Source organism: Caballeronia insecticola, assembly GCF_000402035.1.
Lineage (GTDB): Bacteria > Pseudomonadota > Gammaproteobacteria > Burkholderiales > Burkholderiaceae > Caballeronia > Caballeronia insecticola.
Genome location: NC_021287.1, coordinates 842,047 through 863,592 on the forward strand (window position 1 = coordinate 842,047; position 21,546 = coordinate 863,592).

The 21,546-nt window shown below is 64.9% G+C and carries 20 protein-coding genes; 5 read left to right on the plus strand and 15 right to left on the minus strand.

Annotated elements, in window-relative coordinates:
* Positions 1-595 precede the first annotated feature (595 nt).
* The 3 genes from BRPE64_RS33415 (at position 596) to BRPE64_RS03885 (ending at position 2,507) form a co-directional block, all read left to right on the plus strand.
* Complete coding sequence (locus tag BRPE64_RS33415) at positions 596-757, plus strand: hypothetical protein (protein ID WP_016344705.1); 162 nt, start codon at positions 596-598, stop codon at positions 755-757.
* A gap of 335 nt (positions 758-1,092) precedes the next feature.
* Positions 1,093-1,407, plus strand: coding sequence for a hypothetical protein (locus tag BRPE64_RS03880; RefSeq protein WP_016344706.1), 315 nt, complete (start codon positions 1,093-1,095; stop codon positions 1,405-1,407).
* A 134-nt stretch (positions 1,408-1,541) separates the two neighbouring features.
* Positions 1,542-2,507, plus strand: a complete 966-nt coding sequence (locus BRPE64_RS03885; protein ID WP_016344707.1) for a threo-3-hydroxy-L-aspartate ammonia-lyase — start codon at positions 1,542-1,544, stop codon at positions 2,505-2,507.
* 12 nt (positions 2,508-2,519) lie between these two features.
* On the opposite strand, the gene BRPE64_RS03890 is transcribed toward BRPE64_RS03885, so the two are convergent.
* The 3 genes from BRPE64_RS03890 to BRPE64_RS03900 are packed head-to-tail and all read right to left on the minus strand — an operon-like array spanning position 2,520 to position 5,820.
* Positions 2,520-3,188, minus strand: coding sequence for a LysE family translocator (locus BRPE64_RS03890; protein WP_016344708.1), 669 nt, complete (start codon positions 3,186-3,188; stop codon positions 2,520-2,522).
* Positions 3,189-3,190: 2 nt separating this feature from the next.
* The gene (locus BRPE64_RS03895) at positions 3,191-4,198 is read right to left on the minus strand and encodes an asparaginase (protein WP_016344709.1); all 1,008 of its coding nucleotides are present in this window, start codon (positions 4,196-4,198) and stop codon (positions 3,191-3,193) included.
* Positions 4,195-5,820 carry a UbiD family decarboxylase gene (locus BRPE64_RS03900; protein WP_016344710.1) on the minus strand — a complete coding sequence of 542 codons (1,626 nt, stop codon included), beginning with the start codon at positions 5,818-5,820 and terminating at the stop codon, positions 4,195-4,197. Before BRPE64_RS03900 ends, BRPE64_RS03895 begins: the two co-directional genes overlap by 4 nt.
* A 597-nt stretch (positions 5,821-6,417) precedes the next feature.
* Between BRPE64_RS03900 and BRPE64_RS03905 the strand changes: the two genes are divergently transcribed.
* Complete coding sequence (locus tag BRPE64_RS03905) at positions 6,418-7,584, plus strand: lytic transglycosylase domain-containing protein (protein WP_016344711.1); 1,167 nt, start codon at positions 6,418-6,420, stop codon at positions 7,582-7,584.
* An 89-nt stretch (positions 7,585-7,673) separates the two neighbouring features.
* On the opposite strand, the gene BRPE64_RS03910 is transcribed toward BRPE64_RS03905, so the two are convergent.
* The 8 genes from BRPE64_RS03910 to BRPE64_RS03945 all read right to left on the minus strand — a co-directional run bounded on the left by BRPE64_RS03910 (position 7,674) and on the right by BRPE64_RS03945 (position 14,947).
* Complete coding sequence (locus BRPE64_RS03910; RefSeq protein WP_016344712.1) at positions 7,674-8,867, minus strand: pyridoxal phosphate-dependent aminotransferase; 1,194 nt, start codon at positions 8,865-8,867, stop codon at positions 7,674-7,676.
* Entirely contained in the window at positions 8,868-9,305 is a 438-nt protein-coding gene (nusB, locus tag BRPE64_RS03915) for a transcription antitermination factor NusB (RefSeq protein WP_016344713.1), read from the minus strand.
* Positions 9,302-9,817 (minus strand): 6,7-dimethyl-8-ribityllumazine synthase, encoded by a 516-nt coding sequence (gene ribH, locus BRPE64_RS03920; protein WP_016344714.1) that lies wholly within the window; start codon positions 9,815-9,817, stop codon positions 9,302-9,304. Before ribH ends, nusB begins: the two co-directional genes overlap by 4 nt.
* Positions 9,818-9,908: 91 nt before the next feature.
* The gene (gene ribBA / locus BRPE64_RS03925) at positions 9,909-11,072 is read right to left on the minus strand and encodes a bifunctional 3,4-dihydroxy-2-butanone-4-phosphate synthase/GTP cyclohydrolase II (RefSeq protein WP_016344715.1); all 1,164 of its coding nucleotides are present in this window, start codon (positions 11,070-11,072) and stop codon (positions 9,909-9,911) included.
* Between the two features lie 163 nt (positions 11,073-11,235).
* Positions 11,236-11,850 (minus strand): riboflavin synthase, encoded by a 615-nt coding sequence (locus tag BRPE64_RS03930; protein ID WP_016344716.1) that lies wholly within the window; start codon positions 11,848-11,850, stop codon positions 11,236-11,238.
* A gap of 31 nt (positions 11,851-11,881) precedes the next feature.
* A complete protein-coding gene (gene ribD, locus BRPE64_RS03935; RefSeq protein ID WP_016344717.1) occupies positions 11,882-13,003 on the minus strand; it encodes a bifunctional diaminohydroxyphosphoribosylaminopyrimidine deaminase/5-amino-6-(5-phosphoribosylamino)uracil reductase RibD in 1,122 nt (373 codons plus the stop codon).
* Positions 13,004-13,021: 18 nt separating this feature from the next.
* The gene (gene hemL / locus BRPE64_RS03940; RefSeq protein ID WP_016344718.1) at positions 13,022-14,305 is read right to left on the minus strand and encodes a glutamate-1-semialdehyde 2,1-aminomutase; all 1,284 of its coding nucleotides are present in this window, start codon (positions 14,303-14,305) and stop codon (positions 13,022-13,024) included.
* Between the two features lie 165 nt (positions 14,306-14,470).
* Positions 14,471-14,947, minus strand: a complete 477-nt coding sequence (locus BRPE64_RS03945; RefSeq protein WP_016344719.1) for a hypothetical protein — start codon at positions 14,945-14,947, stop codon at positions 14,471-14,473.
* Positions 14,948-15,138: 191 nt separating this feature from the next.
* Between BRPE64_RS03945 and BRPE64_RS03950 the strand changes: the two genes are divergently transcribed.
* On the plus strand, positions 15,139-16,350 hold the full coding sequence (locus BRPE64_RS03950; RefSeq protein ID WP_016344720.1) for a Bcr/CflA family multidrug efflux MFS transporter: 1,212 nt from the start codon (positions 15,139-15,141) through the stop codon (positions 16,348-16,350).
* A 1-nt stretch (position 16,351) separates the two neighbouring features.
* On the opposite strand, the gene BRPE64_RS03955 is transcribed toward BRPE64_RS03950, so the two are convergent.
* From BRPE64_RS03955 to BRPE64_RS03970, 4 genes are all read right to left on the minus strand, one after another.
* Complete coding sequence (locus tag BRPE64_RS03955) at positions 16,352-18,463, minus strand: prolyl oligopeptidase family serine peptidase (RefSeq protein WP_016344721.1); 2,112 nt, start codon at positions 18,461-18,463, stop codon at positions 16,352-16,354.
* Between the two features lie 109 nt (positions 18,464-18,572).
* A complete protein-coding gene (locus BRPE64_RS03960) occupies positions 18,573-19,691 on the minus strand; it encodes an ABC transporter ATP-binding protein (RefSeq protein WP_016344722.1) in 1,119 nt (372 codons plus the stop codon).
* A 49-nt stretch (positions 19,692-19,740) separates the two neighbouring features.
* Positions 19,741-20,598, minus strand: a complete 858-nt coding sequence (locus BRPE64_RS03965; protein ID WP_144063316.1) for a carbohydrate ABC transporter permease — start codon at positions 20,596-20,598, stop codon at positions 19,741-19,743.
* Positions 20,588-21,526: a carbohydrate ABC transporter permease gene (locus BRPE64_RS03970; RefSeq protein WP_016344724.1), complete on the minus strand. Its 939-nt coding sequence runs from the start codon at positions 21,524-21,526 to the stop codon at positions 20,588-20,590. The genes BRPE64_RS03965 and BRPE64_RS03970 overlap by 11 nt, the downstream gene beginning before the upstream one ends.
* Positions 21,527-21,546: the final 20 nt, after the last annotated feature.

Consider the following 21,546-nt stretch of genomic DNA (forward strand, 5'->3'; position numbering starts at 1 on the left):
GCGCTTCGCGTTTTTCTTGGCGGCTGCCTGGAATCCCCGCCCACCGGGGCTGCTCGGTGGGGCGCCGGTCGTCACCATAACACGGCTTGGCGGCGGCTTGGGGGCGCTGTCGCACGCGGCGCCGGCGTTGGCCGCATCCCCATGCCGCGAATATGCCGCGAGACGAATGAAAGTGGCTCGTAAGGGACGCGCCGTGTGAAACGCCAGCATCGGAAAACCCTAGTGTTGTCATTTTGAGACGAACGCGAAAAGCGCATTTCCCGCAAAACTGGCAGGATATAAATACGGAAAGAGAGAAGGCAAGACACCAGAGCGCGCGTGCGTGGGCGAATCGCATGCGGGAAGCGGAGTCGCCGGGAATACGGGCTCGATTAGCGAGGATTATTTCTGCGCCAGGCGTTTTCGGGCCGAAACGGCATGTTTGATGCTGAATGTGGTTAAAGCCACATCGATGCCGCGGTTTGGTTCCCTTGCGCACAAAGATGAACGAACTCAGCGCGAAATACTAAAGAGAACACGGATTCGACGGAGAAGATCGGCAGGCAGGACTTCCGGTCTTTTCATGAGGTTTCATTCGCTACGTTCGGAGGTCGCCATGAGCATTTTCTCTTATCGAAAGCATCTGCGATTCTTGAGTCAGGCCCAGCGGCGACGCTGGTGGGACCAGAAAAAGCGTCTGACGCCGCGGGTCGTGATCGGCGGCGCTTATGTACCGCCGAATGTCACGCGCGAATTCGCCTATGTGAAAGTAGGCTGAAAACGAATCTCTCAAAAGTCTCCAGTAATACTTTAAAAGCCCCGCCGGTCAGCCAGTCCGGCGGGGCTTTTATGTTCAATTGTAAATAGTCGTTACGCCTCGGAGCCGGTCGCTTACCACGCGCGACACGTGCCGGTCGCGGAGGCGCGTCGAATGGTCGTTCGCCGCCGGTTCGGAAGCCGCGCCTGGCTTTCAGATTCGAAGGCGCGTTAAGGAACTTGCAATTTGCAACAAATGGTCCCTGCGTCCGATGGCCTTTTTCGCTAAATTAAGTCTATACCGTCGCTCATCTGCCTCATGGACAGGCATCGTGCGAAGCGGCGAGGAGAACTAAAGTGAAAAAGCTCGGTGGTTTGTTGGTGGCAGGCGCGCTCGGCGCCGGTCTGATGGGCGCCGCACAGGCGCATGTTTCGGTAGGCGTCGGGATCGGGGTTCCGGCGTATCCGGTGTATGCCGCGCCGCCGCAGCCGGTGTACGTTGCGCCGCCGCAGCCGGTGTATGTCGCGCCGCCGCCGCCCGTGGTCTATGCGCCGCCGCCCGCGGTGGTTGTCGGCGGGTATGGCGGTTACGGTGGGTATGGTTATTACGGCCGGCCGTATTATCGTCACCACGGCTACTATCGTCATGGGCCGGGTTACTGGCGTCATTGACCGGCCGGGCCGGCGAAGAGAAGGCGATGCACATGTGCATCGCCTTTTTGTTTGGGAGTGACTAGTCCAGACGTTTGTGCGTTCCGCCGTGGAACTGGGAAAATGGTGCTTCCCTTCACCTTTCCCCGACTCCGATGTCCCCACTTCCCGCCCCGACTTTCGATGACGTCGCCGATGCCGCCCGGCGCATCGAAGGCTTTGCACACCGCACGCCCGTCCTGACCTCCCGCACCGCCGACGAAATCGCCGGCGCATCGCTGTTCTTCAAGTGCGAGAACTTCCAGCGCATGGGCGCCTTCAAGTTTCGCGGCGCCTACAACGCAATCTCTCATTTCGACGACCGCCAGCGCGCCGCCGGCGTCATCACGTATTCATCGGGCAATCATGCGCAGGCGATCGCGTTGTCCGCGAAGCTCGCCGGTATCCGCGCGACGATCGTCATGCCCGAGGACGCGCCCGCCGCGAAGATGGAAGCGACACGCGGTTACGGCGGCGAAGTGATCACCTACGACCGCTACACGCAGAACCGCGAGGAAATCGGCCGCAAGCTCGCCGAAGAGCGCGGCATGACGCTGATTCCGCCGTACGATCATCCGCACGTCATCGCGGGGCAGGGCACGGCGGCGAAGGAACTGATCGAGGAAGCCGGTCCGCTCGACTATCTTTTCGTGTGTCTGGGCGGCGGCGGGCTTATCGGCGGATGCGCGCTCGCGGCGGCGACGCTCGCGCCCGATTGCAAGGTCATCGGCGTGGAGCCGGAAGCGGGCAACGACGCGCAGCAATCGCTCGCGCGCGGTGAAATCGTGCATATCGACGTGCCGCGCACCATCGCCGATGGCGCCGCGTCCACGCATGTCGGCGAATACAACTTCCCGATCATCCAGCGCCATGTGGACCGCATCGTCACCGTGAGCGATCCGCAGCTTGTCGAGACGCTGCGCTTCTTCGCGCAACGCATGAAGATGGTCGTCGAGCCGACCGGCTGTCTCGCGGCGGCGGCGGTGCTGCAGAAGATCGTGCCGGTCGAGGGCAAGCGCGTCGGCGTGATCGTGTCGGGCGGCAATGTGGATCTGGCGAAGCTGTCGCAGTACCTGGCTTGAGCGCAGGCATTGCTACGATGCCGCGTGCACGATCAGATCGCGGTAGCCGTTGACGATCACGCTGTACGCGAAGTACGCGAACAGCACGGCGGACATCACATGGCAGGCGCGCAGGAGTTTGGTTCCGGCGCGCTTCCTGCCGTGGCTCGCGAGCGTGCAGATGAAGAGCGTCCAGCCGAGCCCGCCGCAGAAAAAGCCGGTCAGAAACACGGATGCGCTCACGGCATTCGTCGCACCGGCTTTCGCGATGAGCGCGCCGCCCACCGCCGCGAACCACAAAATCGCGCTCGGCGACGACACCGCGAGCAGGCAGCCGCGCACGAAGCTTTTCCAGTGGTTCGGACGTGGCGTGCTGAAGTCCGCTTCGCCTTCGACGGGCGGCGCGGACGCCGGATTGAGCGCCTCGCGCGCCATCTTCCAGGTGAGAAGCAGCAGCACGATGGCGCCGCCGATCCACACGACCCAGCGCACCGCGGAGAACTGCAGCAGCGCCGACATGCCCGCGAGCGCGAGCGCCGCATAGAACAGATCGCCGAAACAGGTGCCGAGGCCCAGCACGAGCCCGGGCTTGAAACCATGCGACAACGCCAGCGAAATGATCGCAACGTTGGCGATGCCGATATCCAGACACAGCGACAGCGACAGGAAAAACCCGTCAGACAGCAACGACCACGAATGCATTTTTATTGTTGGTGATGATGTAACGTGAAGTTCACGTCGAGACGGCCGGTCGGCACGCCCATCGTGTTGCGTGTGGCCGGATTGCGATACGCGGCGAGCGCGTCGCGCTGTTGCTGCGTGCCGATACCAAGCAGATCGAGCACATGCACGACGACCGCATTGAGCACCGACGTGTTGCCGTCTTCCACCTTGACCGCGATGCCAAGCGTGCGTTGTGCCGCTTGCCCGGGCCGCACGCCGATCGCGTAGCTCGCATCCGCGCCAGTCTTGCCGACGAGCGCGCCGCCGAACGCCTGCATCAGCAGCGTGCAGAAGCGTCCTTCGCCCGCGACGAGTTCGGGGTGCGTCGTCATCGCCCGATGAATCCGCGCGAGCGGCGAGCCTTCAGGCGCAGCGGCGATCGTCATATAGAGCCGGGCCAAGCGTTCCAGCGCGAAGGCGGGCGTCGGCAGATTGCAGCCGTCGATGGCCCATTGCACCGCATCGTCCGGCAGGTCGAGCGCGCGCGCCAGGGTGCGCTTCACATGCGTCTGCAGCGGATGCTCGGGCAAGTGATAGCCGTCGAGCGGCGCATTCATGGCGCGCGCGCCCGCGAGCATGCCGGCGTGCTTGCCGGAGCAGTTGCTGCACACGGCAGTCGGCGTGAAATCGCGTTTGATCCAGTCGCGATACACGGCGTCGGAAATCGGCGGATGGCCGCCGCAGCGCAGATCGTCCTCGCTTGCGTGCGCCTTCGCGAGCATCGCGCGGGCGCGCTCGATGTGGCGCGGCTCGCTGCTGTGCGAACCGCACATGAGCGCGAGGTCTTCGTCGGTGAAGCCGAAACGTTCGAGCGCGCCGGTCTCGATGACGGCAAGCGCCTGCGCGGGCTTCGCCGCCGAGCGCGGCAGCGTCACGCGATACGGGTCGCCTAAGGAATGCACGAGCCGGCCGTCCGCATCCACGACGGCAACGTGCGCCGCATGCGCGTTCTCGATGACATCGCCTCGATAGAGCGTGGCCGCGATCATGATTGCTTGTCCAGTCCGAGTTCGCTCCACAGGGCATCGACGCGGCGCTTCACGGCCTCGTCCATCACGATGGGGCGGCCCCATTCGCGATTCGTCTCGCCGGGCCATTTGTTGGTCGCGTCGAGCCCCATTTTCGAGCCGAGTCCGGCGACGGGCGACGCGAAATCGAGATAGTCGATCGGCGTGTTGTCGACCATCACGGTGTCGCGCACGGGATCGACGCGCGTCGTGATTGCCCAGATGACTTCGTTCCAGTCGCGCACGTTCACGTCCTCATCCACGACGACGATGAACTTCGTGTACATGAACTGCCGCAGGAAACTCCACACGCCGAACATCACGCGTTTGGCGTGGCCGGCGTAGCTCTTCTTCATCTGCACGATCGCCATGCGATAGCTGCAGCCCTCGGGCGGCAGATAGAAGTCGGTGATCTCGGTGAATTGCTTCTGCAGGAGCGGCACGAACACTTCGTTCAGCGCGACGCCGAGCACGGCGGGTTCGTCGGGCGGCTTGCCGGTGTAGGTCGAGTGGAAGAGGGCGTCGCGGCGCATCGTGATCTTCTCGACGGTGAAGACGGGAAACCACTCCTGCTCGTTGTAATAGCCGGTGTGATCGCCGTACGGTCCTTCGAGCGCGTGTTCATACTGCGCGGCGGCGGAGTTCGACGGTCGCGGCGGCGCGCCTACCGGTGCAGGCGGCACCGTGCCTTCCTGCGCGCTTTCCTGCGGATAGATGAAGCCTTCGAGCACGATCTCCGCGCGCGCGGGCACCTGGAGCGTATCGACGCCCGGCGTCAGGCACTTGGCAAGCTCGGTACGCGAGCCGCGCAGCAGCCCGGCGAACTGATACTCGGAGAGCGAATCCGGCACGGGCGTCACGGCGCCGAGAATGGTTGCGGGGTCGGCGCCCAGCACGACCGCGACCGGATACGGCTTGCCCGGATTGGCGAGCGCGAATTCGCGAAAATCGAGCGCGCCGCCGCGATGCGCGAGCCAGCGCATGATGAGCTTGTTGCGTCCGATGAGCTGTTGCCGATAGATGCCGAGATTCTGACGCGGCTTGTTGGGCCCGCGCGTGACGGTGAGCCCCCACGTGAGCAGCGGTCCGGCGTCGCCGGGCCAGCATGTCTGAATCGGCAGCCGGTTAAGATCGACGTCTTTGCCTTCCCATACGACTTCCTGGCAAGGCGGCGCGCTGACCGCTTTCGGCGCCATGTCCCACACGGCCTTCGCGAGCGAAAGCAGCTTGCCGGCGTCTTTCAGGCCGCGCGGCGGCTCGGGTTCCTTGAGCGCCGACAGCAATCGCCCAACATCGCGCAATGAACTCAGCGCGGCGACATCGCTGTTGAGGTTGACGCTGGCGCCAACATCGCTGCTCTGCTGCGCGTCCGTTTCGATGCCCATGCCGAGGGCCACGCGCCGGGTCGTGCCGAAGAGATTCGCGAGCACGGGCATCGTGTGACCGGTGGGAGCTTCGAAGAGCAACGCCGGGCCACCCGCGCGCAACACGCGATCGGAGATTTCGGTGATTTCGAGAACGGGAGAGACGGGCTGCCGAATGCGGCGGAGTTCACCCAGCGCCTCCAGGCGAGCGGTGAAGTCGCGCAGATCTTTGTATTTCATCGATGGTCGTAGTTGGACTCGAAGACGCCCGAAGCGCAAGACGCAAACAAGGATGCAAGGAACGGGACGGCTGCGCGCTAGGCGATTGTCGATTTTACCTGCGTCAGCGTCCGTGCGTTTGGAGACATTCAGCAAAATCCGCTGGGAATGGCCCATGAGCCGTGCGTTTCCGATACTGAACAGTGTTCATTATTACTGTAAGTAATTGAAACGATTGTCTATAGCATTGACGGATCATTTAACCCTGTTAGAATCCGTTGGCATCAATTGCAGGTTTTGAAACTTTTTACCTCTGCCTCAGGCTTTTTGGACGCCTCTGCGTCGCCTGCGCCGTTCCTGCCCGGCGACTCACGGCTGTTGGTTGTCATGGCCGGCGTTTCTTACGCCGGTTTTTCGCGTGGAAAGCCATCTGCGCACCCAGGGCATGTACTTCGTGCCGCGCAACCCGGCGCTTTGCCGGACCGGCTTTCCCGACGGCGCATGCCGTATCCCCGATGCCGCTTATGCTTGCCAAGCGCGAGCGGTGTCTGATTTGTGCATTGAATATGGGTTTTATTTGTATTCATCTGCGCAAATTATGCAAAATTGGGAGCACAGATGAACGCTTGGTTATCGTGGGGTTCCGACACCCGCATCGCGCAGATCGTGCGCATCGGGCTGCGTCGCGGACGCCGTTTGAGTCACCATCTCTTCAGCGTGGTTGGCTGCGTGGCCGTGGTCACAGCCGTCGCGCTCTGGTTGCTGCCTTCGTGGCGCACCACATTCGCCGCACGGATCATGCCGTTCGTGTCCGCCGCGGTTCAGGCCGGACCGGCGCGCCTGCTCGCAGGCCAGCCGCTGCCACCGTTTTCGGCCGTGCATCATCCGTCCAGCGACCCGATGCTGCCGGCGAATCTCGCGTCGAACACGGTGTCGGCTCAGTCGAAGGCGGCCAGTGCAAACGTGCCGTCGCTCGGCGCGGCCAAGTCCGACGATGAAAGCACGCGTCACCTGACCGGCGGGATCAGCCTCGCCGTGTCGCCGAACGGGCTCGATCCGCGCACGATGCCGTCCGTCGGCATGCTGGCGAGCATGATTCCGGCGCAGCGCGTTGTCGCCGATGCGCGCGACGACCGCGTCCTCGTCTCCACGCGTGAGCAGAAGCTGGTCGCGAACTTCATCGCGCGTCGTTATCGCGTGGCAGAAGATCCGGTGGCCGATCTCGTGCGCGCCGCGTTCGACACGGGCCGCGAAGTCGGGCTCGATCCGCTGCTGCTGCTCTCCGTGATGGCGATCGAATCGGGCTTCAATCCGTATGCGGAAAGCGGCGTCGGCGCACAGGGCCTGATGCAGGTGATGTCGAAAGTTCATTCCGACAAATTCCAGTACTTCGGCGGCTCGCACGCGGCGCTCGATCCGCTCGCGAACATCAAGGTCGGCGCGCTCGTGCTGAAGGACTGCATTGCGCGCGGCGGCTCGGTGGCGGGCGGCCTGCGCTATTACGTCGGCTCGACGACGCAGGACGACGGCGGCTACGGCGCCAAGGTGCTGGCCGAGCGCTCGCGTCTGCGCGATGTCGCGCGCGGCCGCAACGTGCCGATCAACGCACCGCAGGCGCCGGTTCAGGCCGCGCCGAAGCAGGTGCTGGCGTCGACGTCGAGTTCGACCCTGACAGACGGCGGCAAGCGCGTGCATATGACGATCGATTCGTCGAAGAAGTCGGGCTCGCAGGATGAAGGCGACACTGAATCGAAGCACGTTGTATCGGCGGAATTCGGCGCTTGAGTTTGGCGCTGAAGCCGCGCGAAAGCGTCGCATGAATGAGAAAAGGGCACCCTCGGGTGCCCTTTTTGTTGGTCCGGCGCGTGAGAAAACTAGCGGCTGAACAACGAACCCAACCGCTGAACCGCTTCCTCCAGCTTCGAAAACGCCGTCGCATACGAAAGACGGATATAACGCTCCGGCGCATGAAAGCCGAAATCCGCGCCCGGCACGAGCACGACGCCGGCGTCGTGAAGCATCGAATGGGTCAGGGCGTCGCTGTCGCCGGCGGCGGGGTGGCGGACAGTGGTCGTGTCCGCGTAGACGTAGAACGCGCCGTCGGGGACGACCGGCACGCCGAAGCCGAGCGAACGCAGCGCCGGCACGATGTAATCGCGCCGCCGCTTGAATTCGAGCCGGCGCGCTTCGTAGATCGCAATCGTCGCGGGTTCGAAACACGCAAGCGCCGCGTGCTGCGCGAGCGCCGACGCGCAGATGAACAGATTCTGCGACAGCTTCTCGACGGCCGCGATCATGGAGCGCGGCACGACGAGCCAGCCGAGCCGCCAGCCGGTCATGTTGAAATACTTCGAAAAGCTGTTGACCGTGACGACGTCCTCGCCGAAAGAGAGCGCGGAAACGGGCTTCGCGTCGTAGCTCAGGCCCTGATAGATTTCGTCGACGATCGTAAAGCCGCCGCGCGTGCGCACCGTATCCACGATGCGCCGTAATTCGGCCGGCTCGATAGACGTTCCCGTCGGGTTCGACGGCGACGCCAGCAGCACGCCGCGCGTGGCCGGTCCCCAATACGCTTCGACTTGCTCCGCCGTCAGCTGAAAACGCTCGGCCGGACCGCTTGGAATCAGCACCGGCTTGCCATCGGCTGCGGACACGAAGTGCCGGTTGCACGGATAGCAGGGGTCGGGCATCAGGACTTCATCGCCGTGATCGACGAGCGCCATGCACGCGAGCAGCAGCGCCGCCGACGCGCCCGCCGTCACCACGATGCGCTCCGGCTCGATGTTCAGCCCGAACACGTCGCGATAATGCCGCGCAATCGCCTCGCGCAGCGGCGTGATGCCGAGGGCGTTGGTGTACTGCGTGACGCCGCGGGTCAGGGCGTCGGCGGCGGCGCGGGTCACCGGCTCGGGCGCGGTGAAATCCGGCTCGCCGATGCTCATGTGGATGACGTCGCGCCCGGCGCGTTCGAGCGCCTGCGCTTCTTTCATCAACTCCATCACGTAGAACGGCTCGATCGCGTTCACGCGCGAGGCGAGCCTGACGAGCGGTTCCGACGCGTGGTTCATTCAGGCACCGCGTCCGCGCGCCTGCGCTTCGGTGGGACGCATCGCGACGGCGAGCTTGTCGAGCACGCCGTTCACATACTTGTAGCCGTCCGAGCCGCCGAAGGTTTTCGTCAGTTCCACCGCTTCGTTGATGACGACGCGATACGGCACGTCGATGTGATGCTTGAACTCGAACGCGGCGACCAGCAGCACGGCGCGCTCGACCGGCGACAACTGCTCGATCGGACGATCCAGACACGGCTGCAACTGCGCGGAGAGCGCGTCGGCTTCGTTGATCACGCCGCGCAGGATCGCATCGAGATGCGTCTGATCGGCCTTGTCGAAGCCTTGCGCGTTGCGCAACTGCGCTTCGATTTCGCCGGCGGGCGCACCCGACAGCAGCCACTGATAAAGCCCTTGCGTCGCGAGTTCGCGCGAACGGCGTCGTGCGCTCTTCATGCGCGGTCCTCGTCTTCTTCGTCTTCGTCTTCGTCTTCATCGTCGCCGCCCAACTGCTCGAGCGCGACGGACAGATTCGCCATTTCGACCGCCACGCGTGCGGCGTCGCGGCCTTTTTCGGTCATGCGGGCGACGGCTTGCTCGTCGTTCTCGGTGGTCAGCACGGCGTTGGCCACCGGAATGCCGAAGTCGAGCGCGATGCGCGACACGCCCGCGCCGCTTTCGTTCGACACCAGTTCGAAGTGATACGTCTCGCCGCGAACCACGGCGCCGAGCGCGATGAGCGCGTCGAACTGGCCGGATTCCGCGAGCTTTTGCAGCGCGAGCGGAATTTCGAGCGCGCCGGGCACGGTCACGAGCAGCACGTCCTGGCCGATCACGCCGAGGCGCTCCAGCTCTTCGATGCATGCGTCGGCGAGGCCGTTGCACACCGGTTCGTTGAAGCGCGACTGCACGATGCCGATGCGCAAGCCGTCACCGTCGAGGTTCGGCTGATATTGTCCGATTTCCATGAATAGGGTCCTTCGCCTGGAATTGTCTGGGAATGATTGAGGCTGTCTCGCTGCCTTATGTCTTATGCCTTGCTGCCTATGCCTTGAAGGCTCAGGCCGAGCGCAACTGGGTGACGCCCGGCTCGCTCGGCGCGGCGGTCGCGGGGCAGCCGGGCATCGGCACGAAGCCGGTCACTTCGAGTCCGTAGCCCGACATGCTGCCGAGCTTGCGCGGATTCGCGAGCACCTGCATCTTGCCGACGCCCAGATCGCGCAGAATCTGCGCGCCGATGCCGTAAGTCTTGAAGTCGATCGGGCGGCGTTGCAGCACCGCCGCCTTTTCCTTCTGATCGAACGCGCGGAACACGTCGACGAGATGTTCCTTCGTGTCGCCGCAATTGAGCATGACGACCACGCCGAGATCGCTCGCGGCGATTTCCTTCATGGCGGCGTCGATGGTCCACGAGTGCGTCGACGAATCGATTTCGAGCAGATCCAGCACCGACAGCGGTTCGTGCACGCGCACCGGCGTCTCGCGATCCGGGCGCGGCGTGCCGCGCACCAGCGCGATATGCGGCGAATGCGTCGGCTCGTCGCGATACAGCACGGCGCGGAACGGACCGTGCGCGGTCTGCATCGTGCGCTCGCATACCTTCTCGATGATCGATTCGGTGCGGCTGCGGTAGTGGATCAGATCGGCGATGGTCCCGATCTTGATGCCGTGCTGCGCGCCGAATTCGATGAGATCGGGCAGGCGCGCCATCTCGCCGTCGTCCTTGATGATTTCGCAGATCACGGCGGCGGGCGTCAAACCCGCGAGCGCCGTGAAGTCGCAGCCCGCTTCGGTGTGGCCGGCGCGCACGAGCACGCCGCCCGGCTGCGCCATGATCGGGAACACGTGACCCGGCTGGACGATATGCTCGGGACGCGCGTCGTGCGCGACCGCCGCCGCGATGGTTTTCGCGCGGTCGGCGGCGGAAATGCCGGTGGTCACGCCTTCGGCCGCCTCGATGCTCACGGTGAACGCCGTGCCGTATTGCGTGCCGTTGCGATGCGTCATGAGCGGCAGGTTCAACTGCCGGCAGCGTTCCTGCGTGAGCGTGAGGCAGATCAGCCCGCGCCCGAACTTCGCCATGAAGTTGATGGCTTCCGGCGTGACGAACTCGGCGGCGATCACGAGATCGCCTTCGTTTTCGCGGTCTTCTTCGTCGACGAGGATCACCATCCGGCCGGCTTTCAGTTCAGCGATGATCTCGGGAGTGGCGGCGAGCGACATGATGACGTCCCGTACGGGGTCCGGTTTGGGGAAAGCGCGTATTTTACGCCACGGCCGATGCCCGGTCGGAGAAATCGGCGGCTTGTCTGATGCAGGGCCGGTCTAGGTCTTTCGGACGGCTGTGCGGGAGCGGCGCGCCGGCGCCCCGCACCCGGATAACGGCCTACGACGCGCTCATCATCCGCTCGACATACCGCGCAATCAGATCGATTTCCAGATTGACCTTCGACCCGGCCCTGAGCGCGCGCAGCGTCGTGACTTCGACGGTATGCGGAATCAGGTTGATGGAGAATTCGCAGCCATCGCTGCTATCGGTGACGGAATTCACGGTGAGACTTACGCCGTTGACCGTGACCGAGCCCTTGTAGGCCAGATATTTGCCGATGTCTTTCGGCGCGACGATGCGCAGTTCGTGCGATTCGCCCACCGGCTCGAACTTCGAGACAACGCCCAAACCGTCGACGTGACCCGAGACAAGGTGGCCGCCCAGCCGGTCGTGCGCGCGCAACGCCTTTTCCAGATTCACGTCCGCGCTCGCGTCGCTCAAGCCGACGGTCTTGTTAAGGCTTTCGCGCGACACGTCGACATCGAACGCGGTGGCGGACTTTTGAATCACCGTCATGCATGCGCCCTGAATGGCGATGCTGTCGCCGAGCTCGACATCGGCGAGATCGAGGCCGCCCGCGGCGATCGTCAGGCGCACGCCCGCTTGCGGTTCCGAACCGAGCGGGACGATTTTTTCGATGCGGCCCACCGCCGCGACAATTCCGGTAAACATCTCGAGCGTTTCCTTTAAGTCCAGACGTGAATCAGCGCAATTCGCTGGCGACGTTCGCCTCGGCGAAGCGCGCGAGAATGCGCAGATCGTCGCCGAGCCGGTCGATGCGATGAAACTTCAGATGCGGCCGCGCATCGAGGGTCGCGGGCGGCGCGAAGTCGAACATGCCGGGCGAGCTGCCGAGCAGGCTCGGCGCGAGATAGACCAGCAATTCGTCGACGCAGCCTTCGCGCAGCAGCGAGCCGTTCAGCTTGTGACCCGCTTCCACATGCAATTCGTTGATGCCGCGATCGGCGAGCGCCGTGAGCATCGCGGGCAAATCGACCTTGCCGTGTTCGTTCGATAGCTCGACCAGATCCGCGCCTTTGTCGCGCAGTGCGTCGATGCGCGCGGGATCGGCGTCGGCCGCGTGGAAGATCCACGGCGGCGCGCCATCGAGAATGCGCGCGTGCATCGGCACGTCGAGACGGCTGTCGATCAGCACGCGTTGCGGCTGACGCGGCGTGTCCACCGCGCGCACGGTCAGTTGCGGATCGTCCTCGCGCACCGTGCCGATGCCCGTCAGGATCGCGCAGGCGCGGGCACGCCACGCGTGGCCATCCGCGCGCGCGTCCTCGCCGGTGATCCACTGGCTCTCGCCGGAGGGCAGACCCGTGCGGCCGTCGAGCGTCGCGGCGACCTTCATGCGCACCCACGGCCGCCTGCGCGTCATGCGAGACACGAAGCCGATGTTCATCTCATGCGCTTCGTTCGCGAGCAGGCCGCAGCGCACGTCGACGCCCGCGTCGCGCAGCATCGTGAGACCGCGCCCCGATACCGCCGGGTTCGGATCTTCCATCGCGGCGATCACCTTCTCGACGCGCGCGTCGATGAGCGCGTGCGCGCACGGCGGCGTGCGCCCGAAATGGCTGCACGGTTCGAGCGTCACGTATGCGGTCGCGCCGCGCGGGTCCTTGCCGCGTGCGCGGGCGTCCTTCAGCGCGCGCACTTCGGCGTGATCCTGGCCGGCCGGCTGCGTGAAGCCCATGCCGATCACTTCGCCGTTCTTGACGAGCACGCAGCCGACGCGCGGGTTTGGCGTCGTCGTGTACATGCCGCGCGAGGCCAACGCCAGCGCGCGTTCCATGTGGGTGAAGTCGGTTTGCGAGAACATCGGCGGGGCCCGGGCGCGTCAGGCCGCGAGCGACGCGAACGCGCCGCGCGCCGCATCGAGCGTCGCGCCGATCACGTCGTCGTCATGCGCGCTCGACACGAAACCCGCTTCGAACGCGGACGGCGCGAAGTACACGCCCGCATCGAGCATCGCGTGGAAGAACGCGTTGAAGCGCTTCGTGTCGCCCTGCGTGACCTGCGCGAAGCTCGCGGGCACCTGCTCGGCGAAGTACAGGCCGAACATGCCGCCGATCGAATCGGCGGAGAAGGGCACTTTTGCTTCGCGCGCGGCGGCGGTGAGACCATCGACGAGCTTGCGGGTTTGTTTCGCCAGATCGTCATAGAAACCGGGGCGCTGGATCAGTTGCAGCGTCTTGAGGCCGGCCGCGACGGCAATCGGATTGCCCGAGAGCGTGCCCGCCTGATAAACGCCGCCGAGCGGCGCGAGATGCGCCATGATGTCGCGCCGTCCGCCGAACGCCGCCGCGGGCATGCCGCCGCCGATCACTTTGCCGAGACACGTGAGATCCGGCTTGATGCCGTAGACCTGCTGCGCGCCGCCGAGCGCGACGCGAAAGCCGCACATCACTTCGTCGAAAATCAGCACCGCGCCGTACTCGCTGCAGCGATCGCGCAGCGCGTTCAGGAACTCGGGCGTGGCGCGTACGAGATTCATGTTGCCGGCGACCGGCTCGACGATCACCGACGCGATCTCCGCGCCGAACGCCTGGAACGCCTCGTTCAGTTGCTCGACGTTGTTGTATTCGAGTACGGTCGTGTGCTTCGCGATGTCCGCCGGGACGCCCGCCGAGGTCGGATTGCCGAACGTGAGCAGGCCCGAGCCCGCTTTCACGAGCAAGCTGTCCGCGTGGCCGTGGTAGCAGCCTTCAAACTTGATGATCCGGCTGCGGCCCGTAAAGCCGCGCGCGAGGCGCAGCGCGCTCATCGTCGCTTCGGTGCCGGACGACACCATGCGCACCTGTTCGATCGACGGCACGAGCTTGCAGATTTCCTCGGCGATCTCGATTTCCGCCTCGGTCGGCGCGCCGAACGAGAAACCGTGGGCGAGCACGCGCTGCACGGCGTCGAGCACTTCGGGGTGAACGTGGCCGAGGATCATCGGCCCCCATGAGCCGATGTAGTCGATATAGCGCTTGCCGTCCGCATCCCAGAAATACGGACCTTCCGCCCGCTCGATGAAGCGCGGCGTGCCGCCGACCGAGCGGAACGCCCGCACCGGCGAGTTCACGCCGCCGGGAATGGTTCGCTGGGCGCGTTCGAAGAGTGCTTGATTCTTGGACATGGATTGAGGCCTGCGCAGAAAAGGAATGCGGGAGTCGCGAGGGACGGGCACAAGGCCCGGGAGCGAGAAGCGCGGCGAAAAAGCGCGGCGCGCAAGACGCACGGTCCGACGCGAGAATCGTTGCTGAAATTGTACCGGAGTCGTTGGGAACGGGCCGCGTCGGGCCTAGGTCGCGTTCGGCAGCCTGGCGGCCCCGGCGGACGCACGCCGCCCCGTGCGGGCGGTCCAGAGCTTTTCGAGCGCGCCTTCGGCGACCGGCTTGATGAGCGTGCCGGACATCTGCGCGTCCCACGTCTGCACCGAAAACGGATGCGCCCGCAGTTCGTCGCGCGTCACGACGACGTGCTCGTGCGCATCGACGAGCCAGTCGTACACGAAGTCGATGCACAGCCGATAGCCGCGTTTGCTGCCCGCGTCGGGCACTTCATACGGCGCGCGCGTCACCCAGCCCGACGCGAACACGCCCTTCGGCTCCTGCGACACGCGATGCACGAACACACGATCGCCCGGCATGAGCCCGCGCGCCGTGCCGCAGCCCCACGCATCGGCGACGGCTTCGCCCGCGGCCACTCGCCGCGCGATGTCGGGGAGTTCGGGCCACGGCCATTTCTTGGGGCTCCAGATCAGCAGGAAGGCGGTCATCGGATCGGCGTGACAGGTCTCGAGGAAAGCGCCGAGCTTAGCAAAACACGGCCGTCAGGGCCGGATCGCGGCGGGGCGTCGCGTACAATGGTCGTTCGCTTGCGTCGCCTTCGCCACTCACGGGTCGTTCACGAACGGGTCGTTCACGATCGCGGCGCGCAGCCTCCACTTATCCCCGTCTTGCGAACTCCATGCCCGATTCCACCCGGCGCCGGCCCGATGGCCGGCTGATCCTGTTGCTCGGCGCACTCGCCGCGTGCGGCCCGCTGTCGATCGACATGTATCTGCCGAGCCTGCCCGCGCTCGCGGCCTCGTTCGGCACCAGCCCGGCCGCCGCCCAGACCACGCTGACGAGCTTCATGTTCGGCTTTTCGTTCGGCATGCTGCTCTACGGTCCGCTTTCCGATGCCTACGGCCGCCGGCCGGTCCTGCTCGGCGGCATTCTGCTGTACGCGGTCGCGAGCATCGGCTGCGTGGCGGCGTTCTCCATCGACGCGCTCGTCTTCGTGCGTTTTCTGCAGGCGCTCGGCGCGGGCGCGGCGTCGGTGCTCGCGCGCGCCATTGCCCGTGACGCGCACGCGCCGTCCGACGCCGCCCGCGTACTGTCGATGCTGTCCATCGTCACCTCGATCGGCCCGCTGCTCGCGCCGCTGATCGGCGGGCAATTGCTGCTCTTGGGCGGCTGGCGCGTGGTGTTCGTCGCGCTGACGCTGTTCGGCATCACGTGCGCGGTGACCGCCTATTTGCGCGTGCCGGAAACCTGGCCGAAGGAGAAGCGCGCGAGCGCGGCAGTGGGCAAATCGTTCGCCGCGTACGGGCATCTGCTGACCGATCCGGTCACGTGGGGCCACATGATGTGCGGCGGCATGGCATTCGCGTCGATGTTCGCCTATATCACCGCGACGCCGTTCGTCTACATCGACTACTTTCATGTGAAGCCGCAGCACTACGGGCTGCTGTTCGGGCTGAATATCGTCGGCATCATCGCGGGGAACGTGCTCAACACGAAGTTCGTCGGGCGTCTGGGCGCCATGAAGATGATCTCGGCCGCGTCGTTCGTGAGCGTCGTGGCGGCGCTCGCGGTCGCGCTCGTCGCGCTGACGGGCTGGGGCGGACTGTGGTCGATCGTCGTGTGCCTGTTCTTCGTGGTCGGCGTGGTCGGCCTGCTGTCGGCCAATTGCACGACCGAACTCATGCACCGCTATCCGCGCAACGCGGGCGCGGCCGCCGCCGTGTTCGGGGCGATGCAGCTCGCGCTCGGCGCGCTGTCGAGCCTCGCCGTGGGCTTCTTCCACGATGTCTCGCCGCACGGCATGGGCATCGTGATCGGCGTGTGCGGGGTGCTGACCTTCGCCGGGCGCACGCTGGTGCTGCGCTCGCATGCGGCGCCCGTGAAGGTCTGAATCAGGCGAGCGGTCCGATCGTCGTGGCGAGAAAGGTGAAGGCCGCCGCTTCCGCCTGCGCGATCGCTCCCGGCTCCACGCCCGCGCCGTGTCCGCCTTCGCCGGTTTCCTGATACCAGACCTGGCCGTGGCCCTGCGCCTGCATCTTCGCGGCCATCTTGCGCGCGTGGCCGGGATGCACGCGGTCATCGCTCGTCGATGACGTGAACAGCGCCGGCGGATACGCAACCTCCGCCTTCACGTTCTGATACGGCGAATAGCCGAGGAGATGGCGCAGATCGTCGGCGTCGTCGGGGTCGCCGTATTCGTCGATCCACGAAGCTCCCTGCAGCAGCATGTGAAAGCGCGCCATGTCGAGCAGCGGAACTTCCGAAAGCACCGCGCCGAACAGGTCCGGGCGCTGCACCATGCATGCGCCGGTCAGCAGGCCGCCGTTGCTGCCGCCGCGAATCGCGAGTTGCTTCGGTGTGGTGACGCCGGTGTCGACGAGCGCCTGCGCCACCGCGATGAAGTCATCGAACGATATCTGGCGATTTTCGCGCAGCGCCGCCTGATGCCACGCCGGCCCGAATTCGCCGCCGCCGCGGATGTTGCCGACCGCGTAAAGCCCGCCGCGTTCGAGCCAGGCGATGCCGGTTGTCGCCTCGTAGCCGGGATCGAGCGCCACTTCGAAGCCGCCGTAGCCGTAGAGCAGGCAAGCGCGCGCGGCCGTGTTCGTTTCGATGTCCCGTCCAATCAGCCAGTACGGAATGCGCTCGCCGTCCGGCGCGACGGCGTGGCGGCGCACGGCGGAAAGGCCGGTTGCGTCGAATTGCGCGGGCAGGCGTGCGAGCAGTTGCCACGGTGCATCGCTCGCGAGATCGGCGTGATACAGCGTCGGCGGCATCAGAAAGTGTTCGACGTGGATGAGCACGGTGTCGTCGCGCTCGCTGTCGATCGAATCGACGTACGACTGGCTCGCCTCGGGCAGCGCGAATTCGCGTTGCTGCCACGCGTCATCGAATGCGGCGGGCGGGCGCAGCAGCGTGACGCGCGGCGCGCCGTCGTCCATCTGCGAGACGATCAGCCAGTGTTTCGTGAAGTCGATGCCCGCAAGCACGAGCCGCTCCGACGGCGTGAACAACGCAGTGAACTGGCGTGAGCCGGCGAGGAACGCGTCGCGCCGGATGACCGTCAGCGTGCCGGGCGCGTGGCGGCGGCCGCCCGCGTTCCAGTGCTTGCGCGGCGTGACGAAGAGCCAGCCGTTCCAGTGCTCGATCTCCGCGTGCGACGGCAGGTCGTACTGGCGCCATTCGTTGACCGTTTCGTCGAGCCAGTAGTTGAGCGTGTCATAAAACGTCACCGCGCGCGAGGCGAGATGCAGCTTTTCGATGGGATCGTAGTCCACGCCCGCCGACACGTCGCGCCGTTGGCCGTCGAACACGACGGGCGCATCGGCGAGCGGCGTGCCGCGCTTCCAGCGCCGCGCCTGGCGCGGGAAGCCGGACGTGGTGAGCGCGGGGCGCGGGTTCGTCTTGCTGTCGTCCCAGCCGACATAGACCGTGTCGCGATCGATCCACGAGATGTCGTGCTTGCCGACATCGGGCAGCACGAAGCCATCCGCGACGAAACGCTTGGTCGCGATATCGAACTCGCGCACCATGCACGCGTCCGAGCCGCCCGGCGACAGGCTCACGAGCGCGCGGTCGTAGCCGGGGTAGAGCAGGTCGAAGTCGGCGAGCGCCCAGCGGGTGTCGTCGCCGGTGCGGGTGTTGAGGTCGAGCGCGTCGACGTCGAGGATCGTGTCCCATTCGGGCGCGCCGGTGAGCCACGCGTTCCAAGGCGTGCGGCGGACGATGCCGAGCGGATGCGCGTCGTCGTGCCAAATGTTGTAGGCCCAGTCGCCGTAACGCGAGCAGGTGACGATGCGATCCTTCGACGTGTACGCTTTTTCGAGCCTCGCGGCGAGCGCGCGGGCGTCGGCGGTACTGCCGAACGCGGCCTCGGTGCGGCGGTTCTGGGCATCGACCCAGGCTTGCGTTTTCGGGTCGTCGAGCGCTTCGAGGCCGATGAAGGGATCGGGACCGTCGGCGGGTGTCCAGGCGAGTTCGGGATGCGAGGAGAGAAAGCTCATGCGAGGCGGGCAATTCCAAAGTGCAAAACGCCGATTGTGCCCTGTAATGGCCCCGCCATGAAAAACGCCACGGCTCACCGTGGCGTCGGAACTCGATCGGACAGCAAGCTTACGCCAGCCGCTCCTCCGTCTGCGGATCGAACAGCACGGCTTTCGACACATCGAACAACAGCGTCATGGTCGACGTCGGCTGCGGATTGGACGCCGGATGCACGCGCGACACGATGCGTTTGCCGTTCACCTGCGCGAACACGAGCGTGTCCGGGCCGGTCGGCTCGATCACATCGACGCGCACATCGACCGGTTGCAGGCTCGTATCGGAGACATCGTGGGCGCTGCGCGAATCGGTGATGCGTTCCGGGCGCAGGCCGAGAATCACGTCCTGACCGACCTTGGCGCGCAGACGGCCCGCATCGAACGGCAGATTCAGCACTTTCTGCGCGACGCCCGTATTCAGTTGCAGACCTACGCCCGCGCCCGACTCGACCAGCTTGCCGCTGATGAAGTTCATCGGCGGCGCGCCGATAAAGCCCGCCACGAACAGGTTCGACGGCGAATCGTAGATTTCCTGCGGCGCGCCGAACTGCTGCACGATGCCGTCTTTCATCACCGCGATGCGGTCGCCGAGCGTCATCGCTTCGATCTGATCGTGCGTCACGTAGACGATCGTCGTGCCAAGGCGCTGATGCAGCAGCTTGATCTCCGAACGCATCTCGATACGCAGCTTCGCGTCGAGGTTCGAGAGCGGCTCGTCGAACAGGAACATCACCGGATCGCGTGCGAGCGCGCGGCCCATCGCGACGCGCTGACGCTGCCCGCCCGACAGTTGCCCCGGCTTGCGGTCCAGCAGATGGCCGATCTGCAGCGTTTCCGACACGCGATCGACGATCTTCTTCTGTTCGTCCTTCGGCACCTTGCGGATGTTGAGGCCGAACGAGATGTTCTCGCGCACGCTCATCGAAGGGTAGAGCGCGTAGGACTGGAACACCATCGCGATGTCGCGGTCCTTAGGCGAAAGGTTGTTCACCGTCTTGCCGTCGATCATGATGTCGCCCTGCGTCACGGTCTCCAGCCCCGCGATCATGTTGAGCAAGGTCGACTTGCCGCAGCCCGAGCCGCCGACGAGGATCAGGAACTGACCGTCCTCGATTTCGATGTTGACGCCCTTGAGAACCGGCACCCCGTTCGGGTAGGTCTTGTACACGTCACGGATGGAAAGGCTTGCCATGTGAATCCTCTATGTGGTCTTTGCCGAAAGGGGAGCGCGTCGCGCGCGATCAACCCTTCACCGCGCCGGCCGTCAGCCCGCGCACGAAATAACGTCCCGCAATCATGTAGACGAGAATGGTCGGCATGGCGGCGATGATCGCGCCCGCCATGTCCACGTTGTATTCCTTCACGCCCGTCGACGTGTTCACGAGGTTGTTCAGCGCCACTGTGATCGGCATGGAATCCACGCCCGAAAACACGATACCGAACAGGAAGTCGTTCCAGATCTGCGTGAATTGCCAGATCAGGCACACCATGAAGATCGGCAGCGACACGGGCAGCAGAATCTTCGTGAAGATCGTGAAGAAGCCCGCACCGTCGATACGCGCCGCCTTCACGAGCTCCGCCGGAATGCTCACGTAGAAGTTGCGGAAGAACATCGTCGTGAACGCAATGCCGTAGATCACGTGAACCAGCACGAGGCCGGTCGTGGTGTTCGAGAGGCCGAGCAAGCCTTGCAGACGCGCCATCGGCAGCAGAATCGCCTGGAACGGGATGAAGCAGCCGACCAGGAGCACCGTGAACATTGCGTCCGCGCCGCGGAAGCGCCAGTGCGTGAGCACGTAACCGTTGAACGCGCCGATGAACGACGAGATCAGCACGGCCGGAATCACCATGCGCACCGAGTTCATGAAGAACGGCTCCATGCCGTCGCAGCGCACGCCGGTACAGGCTTCCTGCCATGCCTTGACCCACGGCGCGAAGGTGAAGTGCGTGGGCGGCGTGAGCAGGTTGCCCGTGCGCAGCTGGTCGAGATCCTTGAAGGAGGTCGACAGCATCACGTAGATCGGGAACAGGAAGTAAAGCGCGAAAAGAATCAGCACCGCGTAAATGACGGCGCGGCTGATCGTCATCTTAGGCTGCATTGCGGGTGCTCCTCGATTCCAGATACATGAGCGGCACGAGTACCGCGACGACCGTGGCGAGCATCATCATCGACGATGCGGCGCCGACACCCAACTGGCCACGATTGAACGAGAACGTGTACATGAAGATCGCGGGCAGCGAAGAGGAAGTGCCCGGACCGCCCGCCGTCAGCGCGACGACGAGGTCGAAGGTCTTGATCGTGATGTGGCACAGAATCAGCAACACGGAGAAGAACACCGGCCGCATGCTCGGAATCACGATCTTGCGGTAGATGGTCGGCAAGCCCGCGCCGTCCATCTGCGCGGCCTTGAAGATTTCGCTGTCGACGCCGCGCAAACCGGCGAGAAACAGCGCCATCACGAAGCCGGTCGATTGCCACACCGCGGCGATCACGACGCAGAAGATTGCCTTGTCCGGGTCGCCCAGCCAGTTGAACGAGAAACTCGTCCAGCCCCAGTCGTGGAACACCTTTTCGAGGCCGAGGCTCGGGTTCAGGATCCACTGCCAGGCGGTGCCGGTGACGATGAACGACAGCGCCATCGGATAGAGGAAGATCGCGCGCAATGCGCCTTCGTTGCGGATCTTCTGGTCCAGAAGGATCGCGAGGAAGAGGCCGAGGAACACGCAGATTCCGATGAACGGAATGCCGAACCAGCCGAGGTTGGCGGCGGACGTCCACCAGACGTCGTTGGCGAAGAGTTGCCGGTAGCGGTCGAGGCCGGCGAAATCGTAGCGCGGCATGAGCCGCGATTCCGAGAGCGACAGATAGCCCGTAATGGCAATAAAGCCGTACACGAAAATGAGCGCGATCACGACGCTGGGCGCGAGCACCAGCTTCGGAATCCAGCGATCGGCGAGCGCCGACGTCGGTGAGGCGCGACGCGGCGGGTTTTGCGGTTTCTTGTCCGCGGTGATGGAGGCAGTCACGACTCGACTCCTGGAAGATG